Here is a 16,805-nt window from a genome sequence, read left to right on the forward strand (position 1 = left end):
GAGGCCCGCATGGTCGACGACAGTGCCGCCGGGGTCACCGGCACGCCGTTCACCCTCGACGTGGACAGTTTCGACGTCGAGATGACCTGCACCACCCAGGATGGCACCGTCGCCGTGTACGGCTGGGCCACCTTCAGTTTGGAGACACCGTGATCGAGTCCACAGTGGACGAACTCGGGGTGGCCGAGATCGTCATGGCCAACCCGCCGGTGAACGCGCTGCCGGTCGCCGGCTGGTTCGCCCTCGCCGCCGCCCTCGCCGCCGCCGGCGCCGACCCCGCGGTCCGTGCCGTGGTGCTGCGCGCCGAGGGCCGCGGCTTCAACGCCGGCGTCGACATCAAGGAGCTGCAGGCGGCCACCGGCCACGGCGCGCTCGTCGGGGTCAACCGCGGCTGCGCCGCCGCGTTCAGCGCCGTCTACGACTGCCCGGTGCCGGTCATCGCCGCCGTGCACGGCTTCTGCCTCGGCGGCGGCATCGGCCTGGTCGGCAACGCCGACGTCATCGTCGCCGCCGACGACGCCACGTTCGGCCTGCCCGAGGTCGACCGGGGCGCTCTCGGCGCCGCGACCCACCTGTCCCGGCTGGTGCCGCAGCACAAGATGCGGGCCATGATGTACACCTCGGCCACCGCGACCGCCGCCGAGCTGCACGCCTTCGGCTCCGTGCTGACCGTGGTGCCCCGCGCCGACCTGCGCGCCGCCGCGTTCGCCGTGGCCCACGACATCGCCGGCAAGAACCCGGTGGTCATCCGCGCCGCGAAGGAGTCCCTCAACGGCATCGACCCGTGGGACCCGAAACGCAGCTACCGCTACGAGCAGGGTTTCACCTTCGAGCTCAACCTCACCGGCGTCGCCGACCAGGTCCGGGACGAGTTCCGGTGACCGGCGTCGACCTCACCGACACCCCCGACGAGGCCGCGTTCCGCGCCGAGGCCCGGGCCTGGCTGCGGGCCAACGTGCCCGGCCCGCTGCCCTCCGGGGACACCCGCGACGGCTTCGCCGCCCACCTGCACTGGGAGCGCGCGCTCTTCGACGCCGGCTGGGCGGTCGTGTCCTGGCCGCGCCGGTACGGCGGCCGTGACGCCACCCTGTGGCAGTGGCTCATCTTCGAGGAGGAGTACTACGCCGCCGGCGCGCCGCAACGCGTCACCCAGAACGGCATCTTCCTGCTCGCCCCGACGCTGTTCGAGTTCGGTACCCCCGAGCAGCAGGACACCCTGCTGCCCCGGATGGCCGCCGCGCAGGACCTGTGGTGCCAGGGCTGGTCCGAGCCCGGCGCCGGCAGCGACCTCGCCGCCATCAGCAGCCGCGCCGAGGCCGTCCCCGACGGCGGCGGCTGGCGGCTCAACGGCCAGAAGACGTGGACGACCCGCGGCGCCTTCAGCACCCACCTGTTCGGCCTGTTCCGCACGGACCCGGCCGCCGCCCGTCACCGCGGCCTCACCTACTTCCTCGTGCCGCTGGACGCCCCCGGCGTCACCGTGCGCGGCTTCGGCCGCCTCGACGGCGACGAGGGCTTCGCCGAGGTCTTCTTCGACGACGTGCTCGTGCCGGACAGCGCGGTGCTCGGCGAGGTCGGCAAGGGCTGGCAGGTCGCGATGTCGACCACCGGCTCCGAACGCGGCCTCACGCTGCGCTCCCCGGGCCGGTTCCTGCACACCGCGCAGCGGCTCGTCACGCTCGCCGCGGCGCAGGGCGACCGGCTGCGGCCCGCCGTCCGGGAGCGGGTCACCCGCGCCTGGCTGCACGCCCGCGCATACCAGCTGTTCACCCTCAACCAGGTCACCGACCTCGTCGAGGGGCGGGCACCCGGCGCCCGGTCCAGCCTCAACAAGCTGTACTGGTCCCGGCTGGACATCGAGCTGCACGAGATCGCCCTGGAGCTGCTCGGCGGCGACGCCGTGCTCGACTCGCCGTGGACGCGCGGGTTCCAGTTCTCCCTCGCCGGCCCGATCTACGCCGGCACCAACGAGATCCAGCGCAACATCGTCGCCGAGCGGGTGCTCGGCCTGCCGCGAGCATGAGAGGGGAGCCACCGTGCGGTTCGCGTTGACCGAGGACCAGGCCGCCCTGCGCGACGCGGTGCGGGCGCCGCTGGCTGCCGGCGACTGGGACGGCCTGGCCGGCATGGGCGTCTTCGCCGCCATGACGGACCTCGGCCTGGACGAGACCGACCTGGCGCCGGTACTGGAGGAGGTCGGCGCCGCCGCCGTCGCGCTGCCGGTCACCGCGACCGCGTTCGTCGCCGCGCCGCTGCTGCTGGCGCTCGGCGACGACCGGGCCGCGGCGGGGTCGCTGCGCGTCGCCGTCGCCGGGCCGGGCGGGCTCACCCCGTTCGGCGCGCACGCCGGCCTCGTGCTGCACCTCGACGGCGGCGTCGTACGCACCGGCGCCGGGACCAGTCCGGCGTCCACCGTGGACACCAGCCTCGACGCGGTCGTGTCCACCCCCGGCGAAGTGCTCACCGACGACCCGGCGCTGGTCACGGCCGCCGCCGCCCGCGCCGCCCTCGGCCACGCCGCCGAGCTCGTCGGCCTCGGCCGGCGGATGCTCGACCTCACCGTCGGCTACGTGCGGCAGCGCCACCAGTTCGGGGTGCCCGTCGGCAGCTTCCAGGCCGTCAAGCACCAGCTCGCCGACGCCTACCTGGGCCTGGAGTTCGCCCGCCCGGCCGTGCTCGCCGCCGCGTGGGCGCTGCGGGAGGGCGCCGAGGCCGGACCCGCCGTCGACGGCGCGGTCGTGCTCGCCGCCGAGGCCGCGCACGCCGCCAGCCGCACCGCGATCCAGTGCCACGGTGCGATCGGCTACACCGTCGAGTACGAGCTGCACCGCTACGCCAAACGCGCCTGGGCCCTCGCCGCCCTCGCCACCCCCGGCGACCGCCTCGCCGCGCTCGCCACCACCATCGGCCTTCCGGCTTGAAGGAGCAGCTGCCATGAGTGAAGAGGACGAGGTCGTCCGTTACCGCACCGAAGGCCCGGTCGCGATCGTGACGATGCACCGGCCGCAGTACCGCAACGCCCAGAACTCCGCGATGACCTACGCGCTCGACGACGCGCTGTACCGCGCCGCCGACGACGACGAGGTCAAGGTCATCATCCTCGCGGGGGAGGGCAAGCACTTCTCCGCCGGGCACGACATCGGCACCCCCGGCCGGGACGTCGACACCACGTTCCCGCGCCGCGCCGGCCTGTGGTGGGACCACGTCGGCAAACCCGGCGCCGAGAGCCGCTACGCCCGCGAGTCCGAGGTGTACCTCGGCATGTGCCGGCGCTGGCGGGAGCTGCCGAAGCCGACCATCGCCGCCGTGCAGGGCGCCTGCATCGCCGGCGGGCTCATGCTCGCCTGGTGCTGCGACCTCATCGTCGCCGCCGACGACGCGTTCTTCGCCGACCCGGTCGTGCGCATGGGCATCCCCGGCGTCGAGTACTTCGCCCACCCGTGGGTGATGGGTCCCCGCCACGCCAAGGAGTTCCTGTTCCTCGGCGAGCGCGTGCACGCCGAGCGCGCCCTGCAGCTCGGCATGGTCAACCGGGTCGTGCCCCGCGCCGACCTGGAGACGGCCACGATGGACATCGCGGTGCGCATCGCGCAGATGCCCCGCCTCGGCCTGGCCCTGGCGAAGAAGGCCGTCAACCAGGCCGAGGACCTCATGGGGCTGCGCACCGGCATGGACTCGGTGTTCGGCCTGCACCACGTCGCCCACGCGCACAACGCCGAGGTCGGCCAGGACTCCCTCGCGGGGCACGACGCGCGGTCCATGCGCGACGGCGGACGCTGATGCCGCACCGGTACGACGGCCGCGTCGCCCTCGTCACGGGTGCCGCCTCCGGCATCGGCCGGGCAACCGCGGCCCGGCTGCGCGACGAGGGCGCCCGCGTCGCCGGCCTGGACACCGCCCCCGTCGACCTCGACGGCGTGCACGGCATCCGGTGCGACCTGCGCGACGAGGACCAGGTCACCGCCGCCGTGGCCGCCGCCGTAGCGTGGGGCGGCCGGCTCGACCTGCTGGCCAACGTCGCCGGGGTCGCCGCCGCCGCGCGGACCACCGACGTCACCCTCGCCGAGTGGGACCGGATCCTCGCGGTCAACCTCACCGGCACGTTCCTCGCCTGCCGGTCGGCGCTGCCGCACCTGGTCGCCACCCGCGGCGCCGTGGTCAACGTCGCGTCCCTCGCGGGGGTGCGCGGCTGGCGGTACAGCGCCGCGTACTCCGCCGCCAAGGGCGGGGTCGTCGCGCTCACCCGGGCCCTCGCCGTGGAGTACGCGCCGGACGGGGTGCGGGTCGCCTGCGTCTGCCCCGGATCCGTCGACACGCCGCTGCGGCGCGGCATCGTGCCGGTGCCGGACCAGGATCCGAGGCTCGCCGGGCACGCCCAGGCACTGCTCGACCCGCCGGTCGCCGAGCCCGACGAGGTCGCCGCCGCGATCGCCTACCTCGGCTCCGCCGAGGCCCGCTTCGCCACCGGCGCCGTGCTGCGCCTCGACGGAGGTGCCGGTGTCTGAGTACCCGCCGGACGTCGTCGCCGCCCACCACGCCACCGGCGACTGGACCGCCGACACGATCGCCGCCATGGTCGCCCGCAACGACCCGGCCCGGGTCGCGTTCATCGCCCCCGAGGGCACCGTCACCTGGGGCGAGTACGACACCCTGTCCTCCCGCCTCGCCCGCGCCTACCTGGACGCCGGGTTCGCGCCCGGCGACCGGCTCGCCGTCCTGCTCACCGGCGGCGCGCTCACCCACGTCGCGTACCTCGCCGCGCAGAAGGCCGGCCTGGTCACCGTCGGCATCGGCCCGCGCGCCGGCGACGCCGAGATCACCCACATCCTGGCCAAGAGCGGCGCCGCCGGCCTCGCCACCCGTGCCACGCACCGCGGCCGGCCCGGCGCCGACATCGCCGCCCGCTGCGGCGCGCCCCGGCACGTGCTGCTCGACCTGGACACCCTGCCGGCGGCCGGGCACCCGGGCCCCGGGCTCGGCGCCGACGAGCTGTTCTTCGTCAACTCCACGTCCGGCACCACCGGGCTGCCCAAGTGCGTGCGGCAGACGATGAACAACCGCAAGTACTTCGGCCCGCTCGCGCACGCCGCCGGCCGGTTCGGCCCCGACGAGGTGTTCGCCAGCGTGCTGCCGGCCCCGTACGGCTTCGGCCTGTGGAGCGCCCACGTCGTGCCCGCCATGTACGGCTACCCGACCGTCCTCACCGCCGAGTTCGACGCCGCCGCGACCCTGCGCCTCATCGAGCAGCACCGGGTCACCGTCCTGTGCGCCGTCACCGCCCAGTTCATCATGCTGCTCAACGACCCGGCGTTCGCCGCCACCGACCTGTCGTCGCTGCGGGTCATGTTCACCGGCGGCGAGCGCGTCCCCGTCGCCCGGGCCCGCGAGTTCGAGGAGCGCACCGGCTGCTCCGTGCTGCAGTTCTACGGCTCCAACGAGGCCGGACCGCTGTCGGTGACCACCGTCGAGGACCCGCAGCACGCCCGGCTCACCACCGCCGGGCGGCCCATCCCCGGCGCGCACCTGCGGTTCCTCGCCGACGGCGCCGACGTGCCCGGCGGGCCGGGCCAGGTCGCGGCCAAGGGGCCCGGCTGCGCCCCCGGCTACCTCGACGACGACGCCGCCAACGCCGCCCTCTTCCGCCCCGACGGCTGGATGCTCACCGGCGACGTCGCCACCGTCGACGCCGACGGGTACCTCGCCATCACCGGCCGGATCGCGGACTTCATCATCCGCGGCGGGCACAACGTCAGCGCCCTCGTCGTCGAGGAGGCCGTCGGCGGCCACCCGGCGGTCGCGCAGACCGCCGTCGTCGCCGCCCCCGACCCCGTGCTCGGCGAACGGGTCTGCGCCTACGTCGTCACCCGCTCGCCGCTGACCCTCGACACGCTGCGCGTGCATCTGGACGCGGCCGGCGTGTCGAAGCAGAACTGGCCCGAGTACCTCGTCACGCTGCCCGCCCTGCCCCTCGGTACCGGCGGCAAGATCGACAAGGCGGCGCTGCGGCTGGACGCGGCCCGCCGGTTCGGCGACACCGCGACCGGATAGCGTCATGGGATGGGCGACGCTGCGACCTACCGCGACCTCGGCGAGGCGGCCTGGGCCTGGACCCTGCACCACGTCCACGACGACGACGGGCCCTGGCTGCCCGAGATTGTCACCGGCGACGCGCCGCAGCCGGCCGCCGACCGCGACACCGTCTACGCCGGGATCGGGGGCCTCGCGCCGGTCCTCGCCGAGCTGCGCCTGCACCGGCCGCTGACCGCCGCCGAGACTGCCCTCGCCGACGGCATCGTGGCCCGGCTGGCGGCGCAGGCCGAGACCCGGGTGGAGCCGTCCCTGTACGACGGCCTCGCCGGCGACGCCACCGCGCTGCGCCTGCTCGCCCCCGGCCGCGAACAGGTCGCCCTCGACCGCCTCGCGCGGCTGCGCACCCCGGACGGCTGGCCGACCACGTTCGACATCCGCCCGGACAGCCGCGCCCCGCTGACCGACGTCGTCATGGGCAGCGCGGGCGTCGTGCACGCCGCCACCTGGACCGGCGCCGCCACCCTCATGACCGCCGGCGGCGAGGCCCTGCTGCGGGCCGCCGAGCCGACCGCCGCCGGACTCGACTGGCGGATGTGGCCGGGGTACCGCTCCAGCTCGCCGAACTTCTCGCACGGCACCGCCGGGGTGGCCGCCGCGCTCGCCGTCGCCGGGCACGCACTCGGCCGGACGGACTTCGTCGAGGCCGCCCGGCTGGGCGCCGAGCACGTGCTCGCCGTGGGTGACCTGTCCGGCGGCGGGTTCGTCGTGCCGCACACGATCCCGCCGTCGCAGCGGGAGGTCGAGCCGGTCACGTACAACTGGTGCCACGGGCCGGCCGGCACCTCCCAGCTCTTCCCGGCGCTCGCCCTCGCCGGGGTGCGGCAGGTCGGCGGCCACGACGTCGCCGAGCTGCGCCGCCGCTGCCTGCGCTCGGTGCTGACCTCCGGCCTGCCGGCGCGGCTGCGCCCCGGCTTCTGGGACAACGACGGCCGGTGCTGCGGCACCGCCGGCGTCGGCGACATCCTCCTCGACGCCGCCCAGGACGCGGCCTGGTCCTGCGGACCGGCGCCGGACGGGTCGCTTGCGGCCGGCGCTTCGGAGGCCGCGGAGCCGTTGCTGGCGGGCGCGCGGACCATGGCCGGCGCCCTGGCCGACCGTGCGCTGCACGACGAGCGCGGCGCCTGCTGGCGGTTCATCGAGCACCGCGAGGACCCGCCGCTGCTGCCGCCCCGCACCACCTGGATGCAGGGCACCGCGGGCATCGCCGCGTTCCTGCTCCGCCTCGCCCGCGTCGAGCAGGACGGCCTCACCGCCCCGGTCGTCGACCGCCCCGACCAGTGGTGGGCTGTGCCCGCCGGCCTGCGGCTCAGCACCGCCCGGCGCTGAGCCCCTGCCGGATCAGCGGCTGATCAGGGTCTGGGCGACCTGGCCGTCGCCGATGGGGCGGCCGGCGAGGGTGGCGTGCACGTCGAAGAGGTACCGGCGGCCGCGGACGTCGGCGAGGACGGCGGTCACCTCGTACCGGTCGCCGGCGTGCGCGGGGCCGGTGTGCCGCACGCCGATCCAGGTGCCGAGGGACGCGGTCGCCGGGGCGAAGTGCGGCCGCAGCACGTCGGCGGCGGTGTCCTCCAGGCTGGCGATGAGCGCGGGGGTGCTGAGCACCGGCTCGGCGTCCGGGACGTGATCGGTGGTCAGGTCGGCGGTCACCGTGAAGGTGCGGGTGTACGAGGCGCCGGGGCCGAGGGCGGTGCGCAGCAGCCGGTGCGGCGCCGCGTGCCGGGGCGCGCCGTGGCGGACCCGCAGGTCCGCGACGAGCCGGTCGCCCTGCAGCAGCCGCAGGGTCGCCACCCGGCCCGCCGGGTCGAGGTCGGCCTCGACGAGCCGCAGCGGGCCGCCGCCGGGGGAGTCGCCGTGCCAGGTGAGGTGCTCGACGTGGGCGTCCGGGGGGATCGGCAGCAGGGCCAGGACGCGAAGGTCGGCCGGGGTACCGGCGGGGGCTGTCCAGAGGTCCGGCACGCGACGCTCCCTACCTTGACATGCTCGAAGGGCCAGGAACAGAATGACACAACCAAGCGCTTGTTTGGTAGAGGTCTTGGGGGTCTTCGTGCGCGATCTGTTCCCCGCCGGCACCGCGCCGGCGCCCGGCAGCGTCCACGAGCGGTACGTCGCCGACCGCCTCGCCGGCGTCCGTGACGGCGAGACGCTGCCCGACGTGGTGCGCCGGCACGCCGCGCAGCAGCCCGACGGGATCGCCTTCGTGGCCGGCGACGCCCGGCTCACCTGGGCACAGTTCGACGCCCGCTCCACCGCGTTCGCCCGCCGGCTCGCCGAGGCCGGCCTGCCCCGCGGCGCCCGCGTCGGCGTGCTGCTGCCCGACGGCGTCGAGGTGCACGTGGTGTACCTCGCCGCGATGAAGGCCGGCATGATCGTGGTCGCGATCGGTCCGCGGGCCGCCCGCCTCGAGGTGCGCCACCTGCTCACCGTCGGCGGCGCCACCGCCCTCGTCAGCCGGCCGGAGCACCGGGGTGAGCCGGTCAGCGCGATGGTGGAAGGCCTGGGCATCGGCGTACACCTCGAAATCGAGACGGTCGAGGACGGCGTCGTGGCGCCGAAAGGGCCGCACGAGCTGGGCCGCGGCGAGATCCACCTGCTCAACTCGACGTCGGGCACGACCGGCATGCCCAAGTGCGTGGTGCACAACCAGGACCGGTGGTTCTACTACCACGAGCTCGCCCTGGAGTGCGGCGACCTGCGCACCGACGACGTGTTCCTGACCCTGATCCCCGCGCCCTACGGCTTCGCGCAGTGGACCGCCAACTTCACCCCGACGATCCTCGGCGTGCCGACCGTCGTCATGCCCCGCTTCGACGCCGACGAGGCGCTGCGCCTCATCGAACGCGAACGGGTCACCGTCGTGTGCTGCGTCAGCACCCAGTTCATCATGATGCTCAACTCGCCGGTCGCGTCCACAGTGGACCTGTCGTCGCTGCGGGTCATGTTCACCGGCGGGGAGGCGGTGCCGTTCGAGCGGGCCGCCGAGTTCGAGCGCCGCACCGGCGCCAGGGTCCTGCAGTTCTTCGGCTCCAACGAGACCGGCGCCCTGTCGCGCACCTCGGTCACCGACACCACCGACCAGCGGCTGCGCACCGCCGGCAAGGTGATCGACGCGATGCGGGTGCGGCTGTTCGCCGAGGACGGCACCGACGTCACCGCCGCCGGCGGCCCCGGCCAGGCCGCCTGCGCCGGCCCCGCCACCTGCCTGGGCTACTTCGCCGACCCCGCCGCCAACGAGGCCCTCTTCACCCCGGACGGCTGGATGCTCACCGGCGACATCTGCACCATTGACGCCGACGGCTACCTGCGGGTCGTGGACCGCAAGTCCGACTTCATCATCCGCGGCGGCAAGAACATCAGCGCCGCCGCCGTCGAGGACCACGTCGGCTCCCACCCGTCCGTCGCCATGGTCGCCGCGGTGGCGATGCCGGACCCGACGTTCGGCGAGCGGGTGTGCGCCTTCGTGGTGCTGCGCGAGGCCGCGACGCTGGACCTCGACGGGCTGCGCAAGCACCTGGACGCCCGCGGGGTGTCCCGCGACAACTGGCCGGAGCGCCTCGAGGTCGTGGACGACCTGCCCCGCGGCTCGGGCGGCAAGATCGCCAAGGCCCAGCTCCGCCAGCGCCTGCGCAACTGAGCGCCGGCGTCGTTCGACAGGTCCGGCGTCCCGACGTAAGGTGATGCCGCCCGGGCGGCGCCACGGCGAAGGTCAATACGACGATCAGTCCGCCGGTTGCGGCCGAACGCCCGCAGAGCGGACGCGGCCCGCCGGTGCATACTGTCGCCGGACGCGCCGCAGCACCCGTCGACACAGGTTGGGACATGGTCGGACCGACACGCAGGCCACTGATCGCGGTGGTCGGAAGACTCGATGCGTCGCGGGAGGACGAGCTGCCGCTGCGCGGTGACCCGGCGGTGGCCCGGTCCGCCTGCGAGCAGGTCGGCGGCGAGCTGCTGCGCAACGGGTTCGACCTGCTCGTGTTCTCCAGCGAGCCGCAGTACGCGGAGGCGCTGTTCGTCGCCGGCTACGTGGCCGCCGCGTCGCCCGGGACCCCGGGGCGGATCGTCGCGCGCCCGGCCCGGCACCAGGAGTTCGTGCTCAACTCGCCCCGGAACACGGCGGTGGAGCTGCAGGTGCTGCAGGACACCAGCGTCGAGTGGGAGGTGGCGTACTACCGCTCGGTGCTGTCGGCCGACGCCGTCGTGCTCGTCGGCGGCGGGCGCTCGACGCGCATCGCCGGCATCGTCGCGATCTCGCAGGGCCTGCCGGTGCTGCCGCTCGCCGCGTTCGGCGGCGGCGCGGAGCAGGTATGGGTCAACCTCGACCGGGACCGGCACGGCGTCGGCGACGACGACATCGCGATGCTGGGTGCCGCCTGGACCGACGACTCCGCCGCCCGGATGGCCGGCTACCTGCGCCGGGAGATCGACCGGCGCCGGCAGGAGCGGGAGCAGGAGCTGCGCGCCGTCACGCACCGCGCCCGCGCGGCCCGGGTGGGCCTGGCGGTCGCGGCCGCCGCGCTCGTCGGCGCGCTGGCCACGCTCGCACTGGCCGGTGGGCCAGGCCCGGCCGGGCCGAAGGCGATCGGGCTGCTGCTCGCCGGGCCGTTGCTCGCCGCGGTGGCCGGTGCCGTCATCCGCGACTCGCTCGCCGCCGGGCAGCGGTGGGGCCGGGCGGCGGTCCTCGGGCTCGGCGCCGGGGCCGTCGCGGTGCTGCTGTACGTCGCCTCCCAGCTGCTGACCGTCCCGGACCTGCTGGACCGCCTGGACGCCCGGCGCCTGCTGTTCTTCGTGGTGCCGGTGGGCTTCGCCGCGGGCTTCACCTTCGATCTGGTGTACGACCGGATCCGGGCCGGCCAGGACCCGGTGTCGGGTATCACCCCGCCGGCTGTGGCGCCGGACCGGCCCGTGCCATGATGCGGCTTCGCTCACCTGTGCACGGTGAGGCCGCACCGCCGGTGCGGGCTTTACCGTGATGTCCGAAAGTATGCGACGGCGGCACCGGTGAGCAGGGCGGTCGCGCGAAAGAACGGGTGTCGCACTAACGGACGACATACATCACATGACGTCCGTCGTTGTCTATGTATGGTGCGCGCCGGGCAATTGGCGTTATCGTGAGAAGCTGTTTGCGTTTTGACACGACAGGCAGCGGGGATTCAGGGGGTGTCCGGTGCCGGAAGGGCCAGCGCCGCACATGACGGTGCGCCATGCCGGCCGCGGGCTTGCCGTGGACGTCTCCGGTGACCCCGACGGAGTGCCGATCCTGTTGATGCACGGCACCCCGGGCAGCAGGACCGGCCCGAAGCCGCGCTCCATCGTGCTCTACCGCATGGGCATCCGGCTGATCACCTATGACAGACCGGGCTACGGCGGCTCCGACCGGCACCCGAAGCGGCGCGTCATCGACGCCGCCGACGACGTCAAGGCCATCGCGGACGCGCTCGGCGTGGACAGGCTGGCCGTGGTCGGCCGGTCCGGCGGGGGGCCGCACGCGCTGGCCTGTGCCGCGTCGGACCAGCTCGCCGACCGGATCACCAAGGTCGGGGTGCTGGTGACCCTCGCCCCGCCGAACTCGGCGGGCCTGGACTGGTACCGGGGGATGGGCGCGTCCAACCTGGAGGAGCACTCGTCCGACCCGGCCGCGCTCAACGACGCGCTGATCGAGCGGGCCGAGCACACCCGCCGCGACCCGCAGAGCCTGCTGGACCACCTCGAGCCCGATCTCACCCCGGCCGACCGGCGGGTCGTCGACGACGTCGCGATCGGCGTCCAGATCAGGGCGAGCTACGCCGAGGGCGTGCGGCCCGGCGCATATGGCTGGATCGACGACGACCTGGCGTTCCGCTCGCACTGGGGCTTCGACCCGGCCTCGATCAAGTTGCCGGTCCGGCTGTGGCACGGGGCGAAGGACGCGTTCTCCCCGGCGTCGCACGCGCGGTGGCTGGCGAAGCAGATGCCCTTCGCCGAGGCGGTGGTGCAGGAGGACGCGGGACACTTCAGCGCCGTGGAGATCCTGCCGACGATGCTGCGCTGGCTCGCCACTCCGGAGCCCATCGAAGTTTGCTGAATACCGTGATTTTGTAAGGTGACATTACCGCCCGTGCTGCTTATGCTACCTAGAACGACCGGCGTTGATATCATAGTCATGCACGTCTATGAGTATCGGCGTCTGTGCGCCGGGCCTGGGGGGACCACATGCAGCAAGCCGAAACCGAGTTGAAAACGCCGACCGCCGCCACCCGTGAGGATGTCGCGGCGCTCGTCGGCCTCCGGGAGACGCCGCTGTCCCGGCTCGCGCCCGACCGTGTGCAGGCGGCCGCCGGCCGGATCAAGGAACTGCACCGGCGGCGGACCACGGTGCCCGTCGCGAAGTTCAACTCCGGCAGCTAACCACCCGCCGCGGTATGCCGCAGGCCGACGCGATCACCGAATATGTGCTCAAGGTGCACAGCCGATGTGATCTTCGCTGCGACCACTGCTACGTGTACGTCCACCGGGACCAGACGTGGATCGACCGGCCGAAGGTCATCGATCCGGCGGTCGCGCACCGGGTCGCCGAACGCATCGCCGAGCACGCCCGGGCCCACCGGCTGCACCGGGTCCGGGTCGTGCTGCACGGCGGCGAGCCGCTGCTGCTCGGCCCGCGCCGCCTCGACGCGCTGCTCACCGACCTGCGGGCGACGGTCAGCCCGGCGGCCGCGCTCGATCTGGTGCTGCAGTCCAACGGCGTGCAGCTGACCGAGGAGCTGTGCGGCATCTTCGTGCGGCACCGGGTGCGGGTCGGCATCTCCTTGGACGGCGACGCCGAGGCCAACGACCGCCACCGCCGGTTCGGCACCGGCGCCAGCAGCCACGCCGCCGTCCTGCGAGCCCTGGAACTGTTGCGCAGGCCCGAGTTCCGGCCGGCGTACGGCGGCATCCTGTGCACCGTCGACGTCGCCAACGACCCCATCCGGGTCTACACCGCGCTGCTGGCCGAGCGCCCGCCCCGCATCGACTTCCTCCTGCCGCACGCCACCTGGGACGACCCGCCGCCCCGGCCCATGTCCACAGTGGACGACCGCACCCCGTACGCCCGCTGGCTGCTGCGCATCTACCGCCGCTGGCTGCAGGACGGCCGGCCGGTCCCGGTGCGGCTGTTCGACTCGCTGCGCTCCACGGCCGTCGGCGGGCCGAGCCAGACCGAGTCCGTCGGCCTGGACCCGGTCGCGCTCGTGGTCATCGAGACCGATGGCGCGTGGGAGCAGGCCGACTCGCTCAAGACCGCCTTCCACGGCGCCGCCGGCACCGGCATGTCGGTGTGGACGCACTCGCTGGACGAGGTGGCGGCGCACCCCGACATCGCCGCCCGGCGCGACGGCGCCGCCGAGCTGTGCGCGACCTGCAGAGCCTGCCCGGTGGTGCGCCAGTGCGGCGGCGGGCTGCGCGCCCACCGGTACCGCACCGGCAGCGGGTTCGACAATCCGTCCGTGTACTGCGCCGACCTGGAGGAGCTGATCCGATCGATGCGAGGCGAGCCTGAGGTCAGCACCGGATCCGCGACCATGGCACCGGGCCCGGAGCTCGACGCGCGGCTCGACGACCTCGCGGCCGGACCCGGGTCGGCAGACACCGCGTGGTGGCTGCTGGAGCAGGGCCAGCTGTACGCCAAGGCGCTGCTGCTGGACGTCGTGGGGTCGCTGCCGCTGCCGGCGCCGCTCGCCGAGGCGTGGCAGCTGCTCAACGAGCTCGGCGAGACGGCGCCGGACGCGTTCGCCCAGGTGCTGCGGCAGCCGTGGCTGCGGCCCTGGCTGCTGTCGTGCCTGCCGGACGCCGGCGCGCACGCCGACCTCGGCTACCTCGCGGCCCTCACCGGCGCGGCCGCCGTGCACGCCGGCGTGACCGCCGAGCTGTGGGTGCCGGTCCGCGACGGCCGGGTCCACCTGCCGGGCCTCGGCAGCGCCGTGACCGGGCCGGCGGCCGGCGGCGCCACGCTGCGCGTCACCCCGGACGGCTTCACCGTCACCGCACCGGGCTCGCCGGCGGTCGCCGTGCACCGCGGCCGGCCCGGGGAGCAGCCCGGCTGGTTGCCGGTCCGGCATGCCGGGCCCGACGAATGGCCGGTGCTGCTCGACGACCTCGACGCGCTCCGCGACTGCCAGGACTGGCCGGTCGCCGACCGGCTCGGCGACGAGGCGGCCCGGGCGTGGGACGACCGGCTCCGCGGGGCGTGGACCGTCCTGACCCGGGAGGCGCCGGACTACCTGCCGGCCCTGCGCGGCGCGGTGCACACCGTCGTCCCGCTGCGCGACGACCCCGCCGGCGAGCACCGTAGCGCCACGCAGCGCGAGGCGTTCGCCGCCGTCGGGCTCGCGGCGGCCGACGGCGCCGCGACCGCCGTGCTGCTCGTCCACGAGCTGCAGCACGTCAAGCTCGGTGCGCTGCTGGACCTGTGCGACCTCACCGAACCCGACAACCTCACCACCGTCACCGTCCCGTGGCGCGAGGACGAGCGGCCGGTGGACGCCGCCCTGCAGGGGCTGTACGCGCACCTCGCGGTCGCGGACCTGTGGCGCCGCCGCTCCGGCGCCGCGGCGGCCGGCAACTACCGCCGGTACCGGGCCTGGGTGTCGGCGGCGGCCGACGCCCTGCTGCGGACCTCGGCGCTGACCGGGGCGGGCACGCGGTTCGTCGCCGGGATGCAGGCGGCCGTGGACGGCTGGCCCGCCCCGGACCCGTGATCACCGGCGCGTTCGGCTGGACGGACCGCCGATCGCCGACCGAAGCGGGATGGCGGCGCGTCGATCCCTGTGCTTCTCTGGATCCACCAACCGATGACGAACAGGAGCGACGCGTGCCCGAGGTCGAGCCGGACCTGGATGCGACCGCGCCCCTGTTCTTCCTCAGCTACGCGCGGATGACCCGGCTGCGGCGGGGACCGATCGCGCAGCAGGATCCGAACCTGCGGGTCAAGCAGCTGTTCACGGACCTGTCCATCCACGTGAACAACCTCGTCTACCGCGAGACCGGTGCGGACCCGGGGTTCATGGACCTGGCCATGGCCGGCGGTGAGGAGTGGCGCCCGGAGCTGCTGCACGCGGTCGGCACCTGCCAGGTGTTCGTCGCGCTGCTGTCCCCGGCGTACATGAAGAGCGAATACTGCGCCCTGGAATGGAACGCGTTCACCGAGCGGCCGGTCCACCGGCGCGAAGGCGCACCCGACTATCACGAGACGTCGGTGATCCCGGTCGTGTGGCTGCCGTCGCAGTCCGGCACGGTGCCGGCGGCCATCAACAAGATCCAGCGGTTCACGCCGCAGCGGCTGCCCGACGAGGACCTCGCCCAGCAGTACGCCGACGAAGGGCTCTACGGCCTGCTCACCCTCGGCGCGGACGGCACCGACGGCATCATCCTGCGCCTCGCCCAGCAGATCCGCGACCTTTGCTGGAAGAACCAGGTGGAGCGGCGCGTCCTGCCGGACACCAAAAGCATCTCCCGGACCTTCAGGTAAGGAGGGGCCGTGCATCCCGCGCACCAGGCCGGCGCCACGGGGCAACCCGCCGGGCAGACGTACTTCTTCCTCAGCTACGCGCACCTGTCACTGCTGCAGGGGCTCGCCACCGACCCCGACCTGGAGGTGCAGAAGTTCTTCGGCGACCTGTCCGAGCAGCTGCGGCCGCTCGTCGGCGCCGGGCCCGAGCATCGGGTCGGCTTCCTGGACACGGAGCTGCCGCCGGGCACCGACTGGAACGAGGCCCGCACGCTGGCGCTCAGCACGGCGCACGTGTTCGTCCCGCTGTACTCCGCGACGTACTTCAAGAACGCGTGGACGCAGAGCGAGCAGGAGTCGTTCCGGGCCAGGCTCAAGGCCTCACGGGTCCAGGGCGCGCACCGGCACATCCAGCCGGTGCTGTGGGACCCGCTGCCGCCGTGGGAGCAGCGCCGCGAGATCGCCGCGGCGCTCGCCGTCGCCCCGGACATCGAGGCGTACCAGAAGGACGGACTGCGCGCCCTGTCGCGGTTCTCGATGTACCACGACGAGTACCGCAACGTCCTGGCCCGCATCGCGGTGGAGATCGCCGACGTCGCCACGCACCACCCGCTGCCGCCGTCGCCGGCCCCGCCGCCGACCCCGGAGCCGATCCCCAGGGACCAGGCGCAGTTCGTGGTCGTGGTGGCCGCGCCGGTGCGTGACGAGGTGTCCTCCGGCGCGGACCCCGAGGACTACACCGACGTCGCCACCCAGTGGCGTCCCTTCCACGACGCGGACGCGCTCCCGGCGGCGGAGTACGTCGCGTCGTCAGCCGAACGGCTGAATCTGGCCACGTACGTCACGGACGTGCCGACCGTCGGCAACCTGCTGGACACCCGCCCGGCCGTGCTGCTCATCGACCCGTGGTACCTCGACGGCGCGGGACAGGACCGCGAGCTGGCCGGCGTGCTGCGGGGGCTGCCGCCGTGGGCGATCCCGGTGATCGCGTTCGACGCCGCGGACCGCCGCACCGCGGATCAGGGGGCCCGGCTGGCCGGGCGCGTGGAAGATATGCTGCAGCAGATGGATCGCCCGCCGGCGAGGCAGCTGCGCGGCCTGGCCGAGTTCGTGTCGGACATGCCCCGGCTGATCAGCGAGGCCCGCCGGCAGTATCTGAAGAACGCACCGATGTATCCCTCGCACCAGATCCCGTCGCCGCGGCTGCGCCTGCTCACCGGCGACCAGCCGTCCGACCCCACCTTCTGAGAGC

The 16,805-nt window shown here is 74.3% G+C and carries 16 protein-coding genes; 15 read left to right on the top strand and 1 reads right to left on the bottom strand.

Going from position 1 to position 16,805, the window contains the following annotated elements:
* Window positions 1-9: 9 nt before the first annotated feature.
* The 8 genes from AB0H83_RS15060 to AB0H83_RS15095 are packed head-to-tail and all read left to right on the top strand — an operon-like array spanning window position 10 to window position 7,416.
* Window positions 10-153 carry a hypothetical protein gene (locus tag AB0H83_RS15060; protein ID WP_360092804.1) on the top strand — a complete coding sequence of 48 codons (144 nt, stop codon included), beginning with the start codon at window positions 10-12 and terminating at the stop codon, window positions 151-153.
* The gene (locus tag AB0H83_RS15065; protein WP_360092807.1) at window positions 150-881 is read left to right on the top strand and encodes an enoyl-CoA hydratase family protein; all 732 of its coding nucleotides are present in this window, start codon (window positions 150-152) and stop codon (window positions 879-881) included. Before AB0H83_RS15060 ends, AB0H83_RS15065 begins: the two co-directional genes overlap by 4 nt.
* Window positions 878-2,023: an acyl-CoA dehydrogenase family protein gene (locus AB0H83_RS15070; RefSeq protein ID WP_360092810.1), complete on the top strand. Its 1,146-nt coding sequence runs from the start codon at window positions 878-880 to the stop codon at window positions 2,021-2,023. Before AB0H83_RS15065 ends, AB0H83_RS15070 begins: the two co-directional genes overlap by 4 nt.
* Before the next feature lie 13 nt (window positions 2,024-2,036).
* Window positions 2,037-2,921 (top strand): acyl-CoA dehydrogenase family protein, encoded by an 885-nt coding sequence (locus AB0H83_RS15075; RefSeq protein WP_360092813.1) that lies wholly within the window; start codon window positions 2,037-2,039, stop codon window positions 2,919-2,921.
* Between the two features lie 13 nt (window positions 2,922-2,934).
* Window positions 2,935-3,780, top strand: coding sequence for an enoyl-CoA hydratase (locus AB0H83_RS15080; RefSeq protein WP_360092816.1), 846 nt, complete (start codon window positions 2,935-2,937; stop codon window positions 3,778-3,780).
* Window positions 3,780-4,505, top strand: coding sequence for an SDR family NAD(P)-dependent oxidoreductase (locus tag AB0H83_RS15085; protein ID WP_360092819.1), 726 nt, complete (start codon window positions 3,780-3,782; stop codon window positions 4,503-4,505). The genes AB0H83_RS15080 and AB0H83_RS15085 overlap by 1 nt, the downstream gene beginning before the upstream one ends.
* Complete coding sequence (locus AB0H83_RS15090; protein ID WP_360092822.1) at window positions 4,498-6,048, top strand: class I adenylate-forming enzyme family protein; 1,551 nt, start codon at window positions 4,498-4,500, stop codon at window positions 6,046-6,048. The genes AB0H83_RS15085 and AB0H83_RS15090 overlap by 8 nt, the downstream gene beginning before the upstream one ends.
* A gap of 9 nt (window positions 6,049-6,057) precedes the next feature.
* Complete coding sequence (locus AB0H83_RS15095; RefSeq protein WP_360092825.1) at window positions 6,058-7,416, top strand: lanthionine synthetase LanC family protein; 1,359 nt, start codon at window positions 6,058-6,060, stop codon at window positions 7,414-7,416.
* A gap of 12 nt (window positions 7,417-7,428) precedes the next feature.
* On the opposite strand, the gene AB0H83_RS15100 is transcribed toward AB0H83_RS15095, so the two are convergent.
* Window positions 7,429-8,046, bottom strand: coding sequence for a hypothetical protein (locus tag AB0H83_RS15100; protein ID WP_360092828.1), 618 nt, complete (start codon window positions 8,044-8,046; stop codon window positions 7,429-7,431).
* An 88-nt stretch (window positions 8,047-8,134) separates the two neighbouring features.
* Between AB0H83_RS15100 and AB0H83_RS15105 the strand changes: the two genes are divergently transcribed.
* From AB0H83_RS15105 to AB0H83_RS15135, 7 genes are all read left to right on the top strand, one after another.
* Window positions 8,135-9,721 (top strand): AMP-binding protein, encoded by a 1,587-nt coding sequence (locus AB0H83_RS15105; RefSeq protein ID WP_360092831.1) that lies wholly within the window; start codon window positions 8,135-8,137, stop codon window positions 9,719-9,721.
* Window positions 9,722-9,906: 185 nt separating this feature from the next.
* Complete coding sequence (locus AB0H83_RS15110; protein WP_360092834.1) at window positions 9,907-11,001, top strand: hypothetical protein; 1,095 nt, start codon at window positions 9,907-9,909, stop codon at window positions 10,999-11,001.
* A 277-nt stretch (window positions 11,002-11,278) separates the two neighbouring features.
* Window positions 11,279-12,151 carry an alpha/beta hydrolase gene (locus AB0H83_RS15115; protein ID WP_360092837.1) on the top strand — a complete coding sequence of 291 codons (873 nt, stop codon included), beginning with the start codon at window positions 11,279-11,281 and terminating at the stop codon, window positions 12,149-12,151.
* A 128-nt stretch (window positions 12,152-12,279) separates the two neighbouring features.
* The gene (locus AB0H83_RS15120; RefSeq protein WP_360092840.1) at window positions 12,280-12,474 is read left to right on the top strand and encodes a hypothetical protein; all 195 of its coding nucleotides are present in this window, start codon (window positions 12,280-12,282) and stop codon (window positions 12,472-12,474) included.
* 14 nt (window positions 12,475-12,488) lie between these two features.
* Entirely contained in the window at window positions 12,489-14,804 is a 2,316-nt protein-coding gene (locus tag AB0H83_RS15125) for an FxsB family cyclophane-forming radical SAM/SPASM peptide maturase (protein WP_360092843.1), read from the top strand.
* A 113-nt stretch (window positions 14,805-14,917) separates the two neighbouring features.
* A complete protein-coding gene (locus tag AB0H83_RS15130; RefSeq protein WP_360092846.1) occupies window positions 14,918-15,574 on the top strand; it encodes a TIR-like protein FxsC in 657 nt (218 codons plus the stop codon).
* Window positions 15,575-15,583: 9 nt separating this feature from the next.
* Window positions 15,584-16,801: a TIR-like protein FxsC gene (locus AB0H83_RS15135; RefSeq protein ID WP_360092849.1), complete on the top strand. Its 1,218-nt coding sequence runs from the start codon at window positions 15,584-15,586 to the stop codon at window positions 16,799-16,801.
* Window positions 16,802-16,805 lie beyond the last annotated feature (4 nt).

The sequence above is a fragment of the Dactylosporangium sp. NPDC050688 genome (assembly GCF_040654515.1).
Taxonomy (GTDB): Bacteria; Actinomycetota; Actinomycetes; order Mycobacteriales; family Micromonosporaceae; genus Dactylosporangium.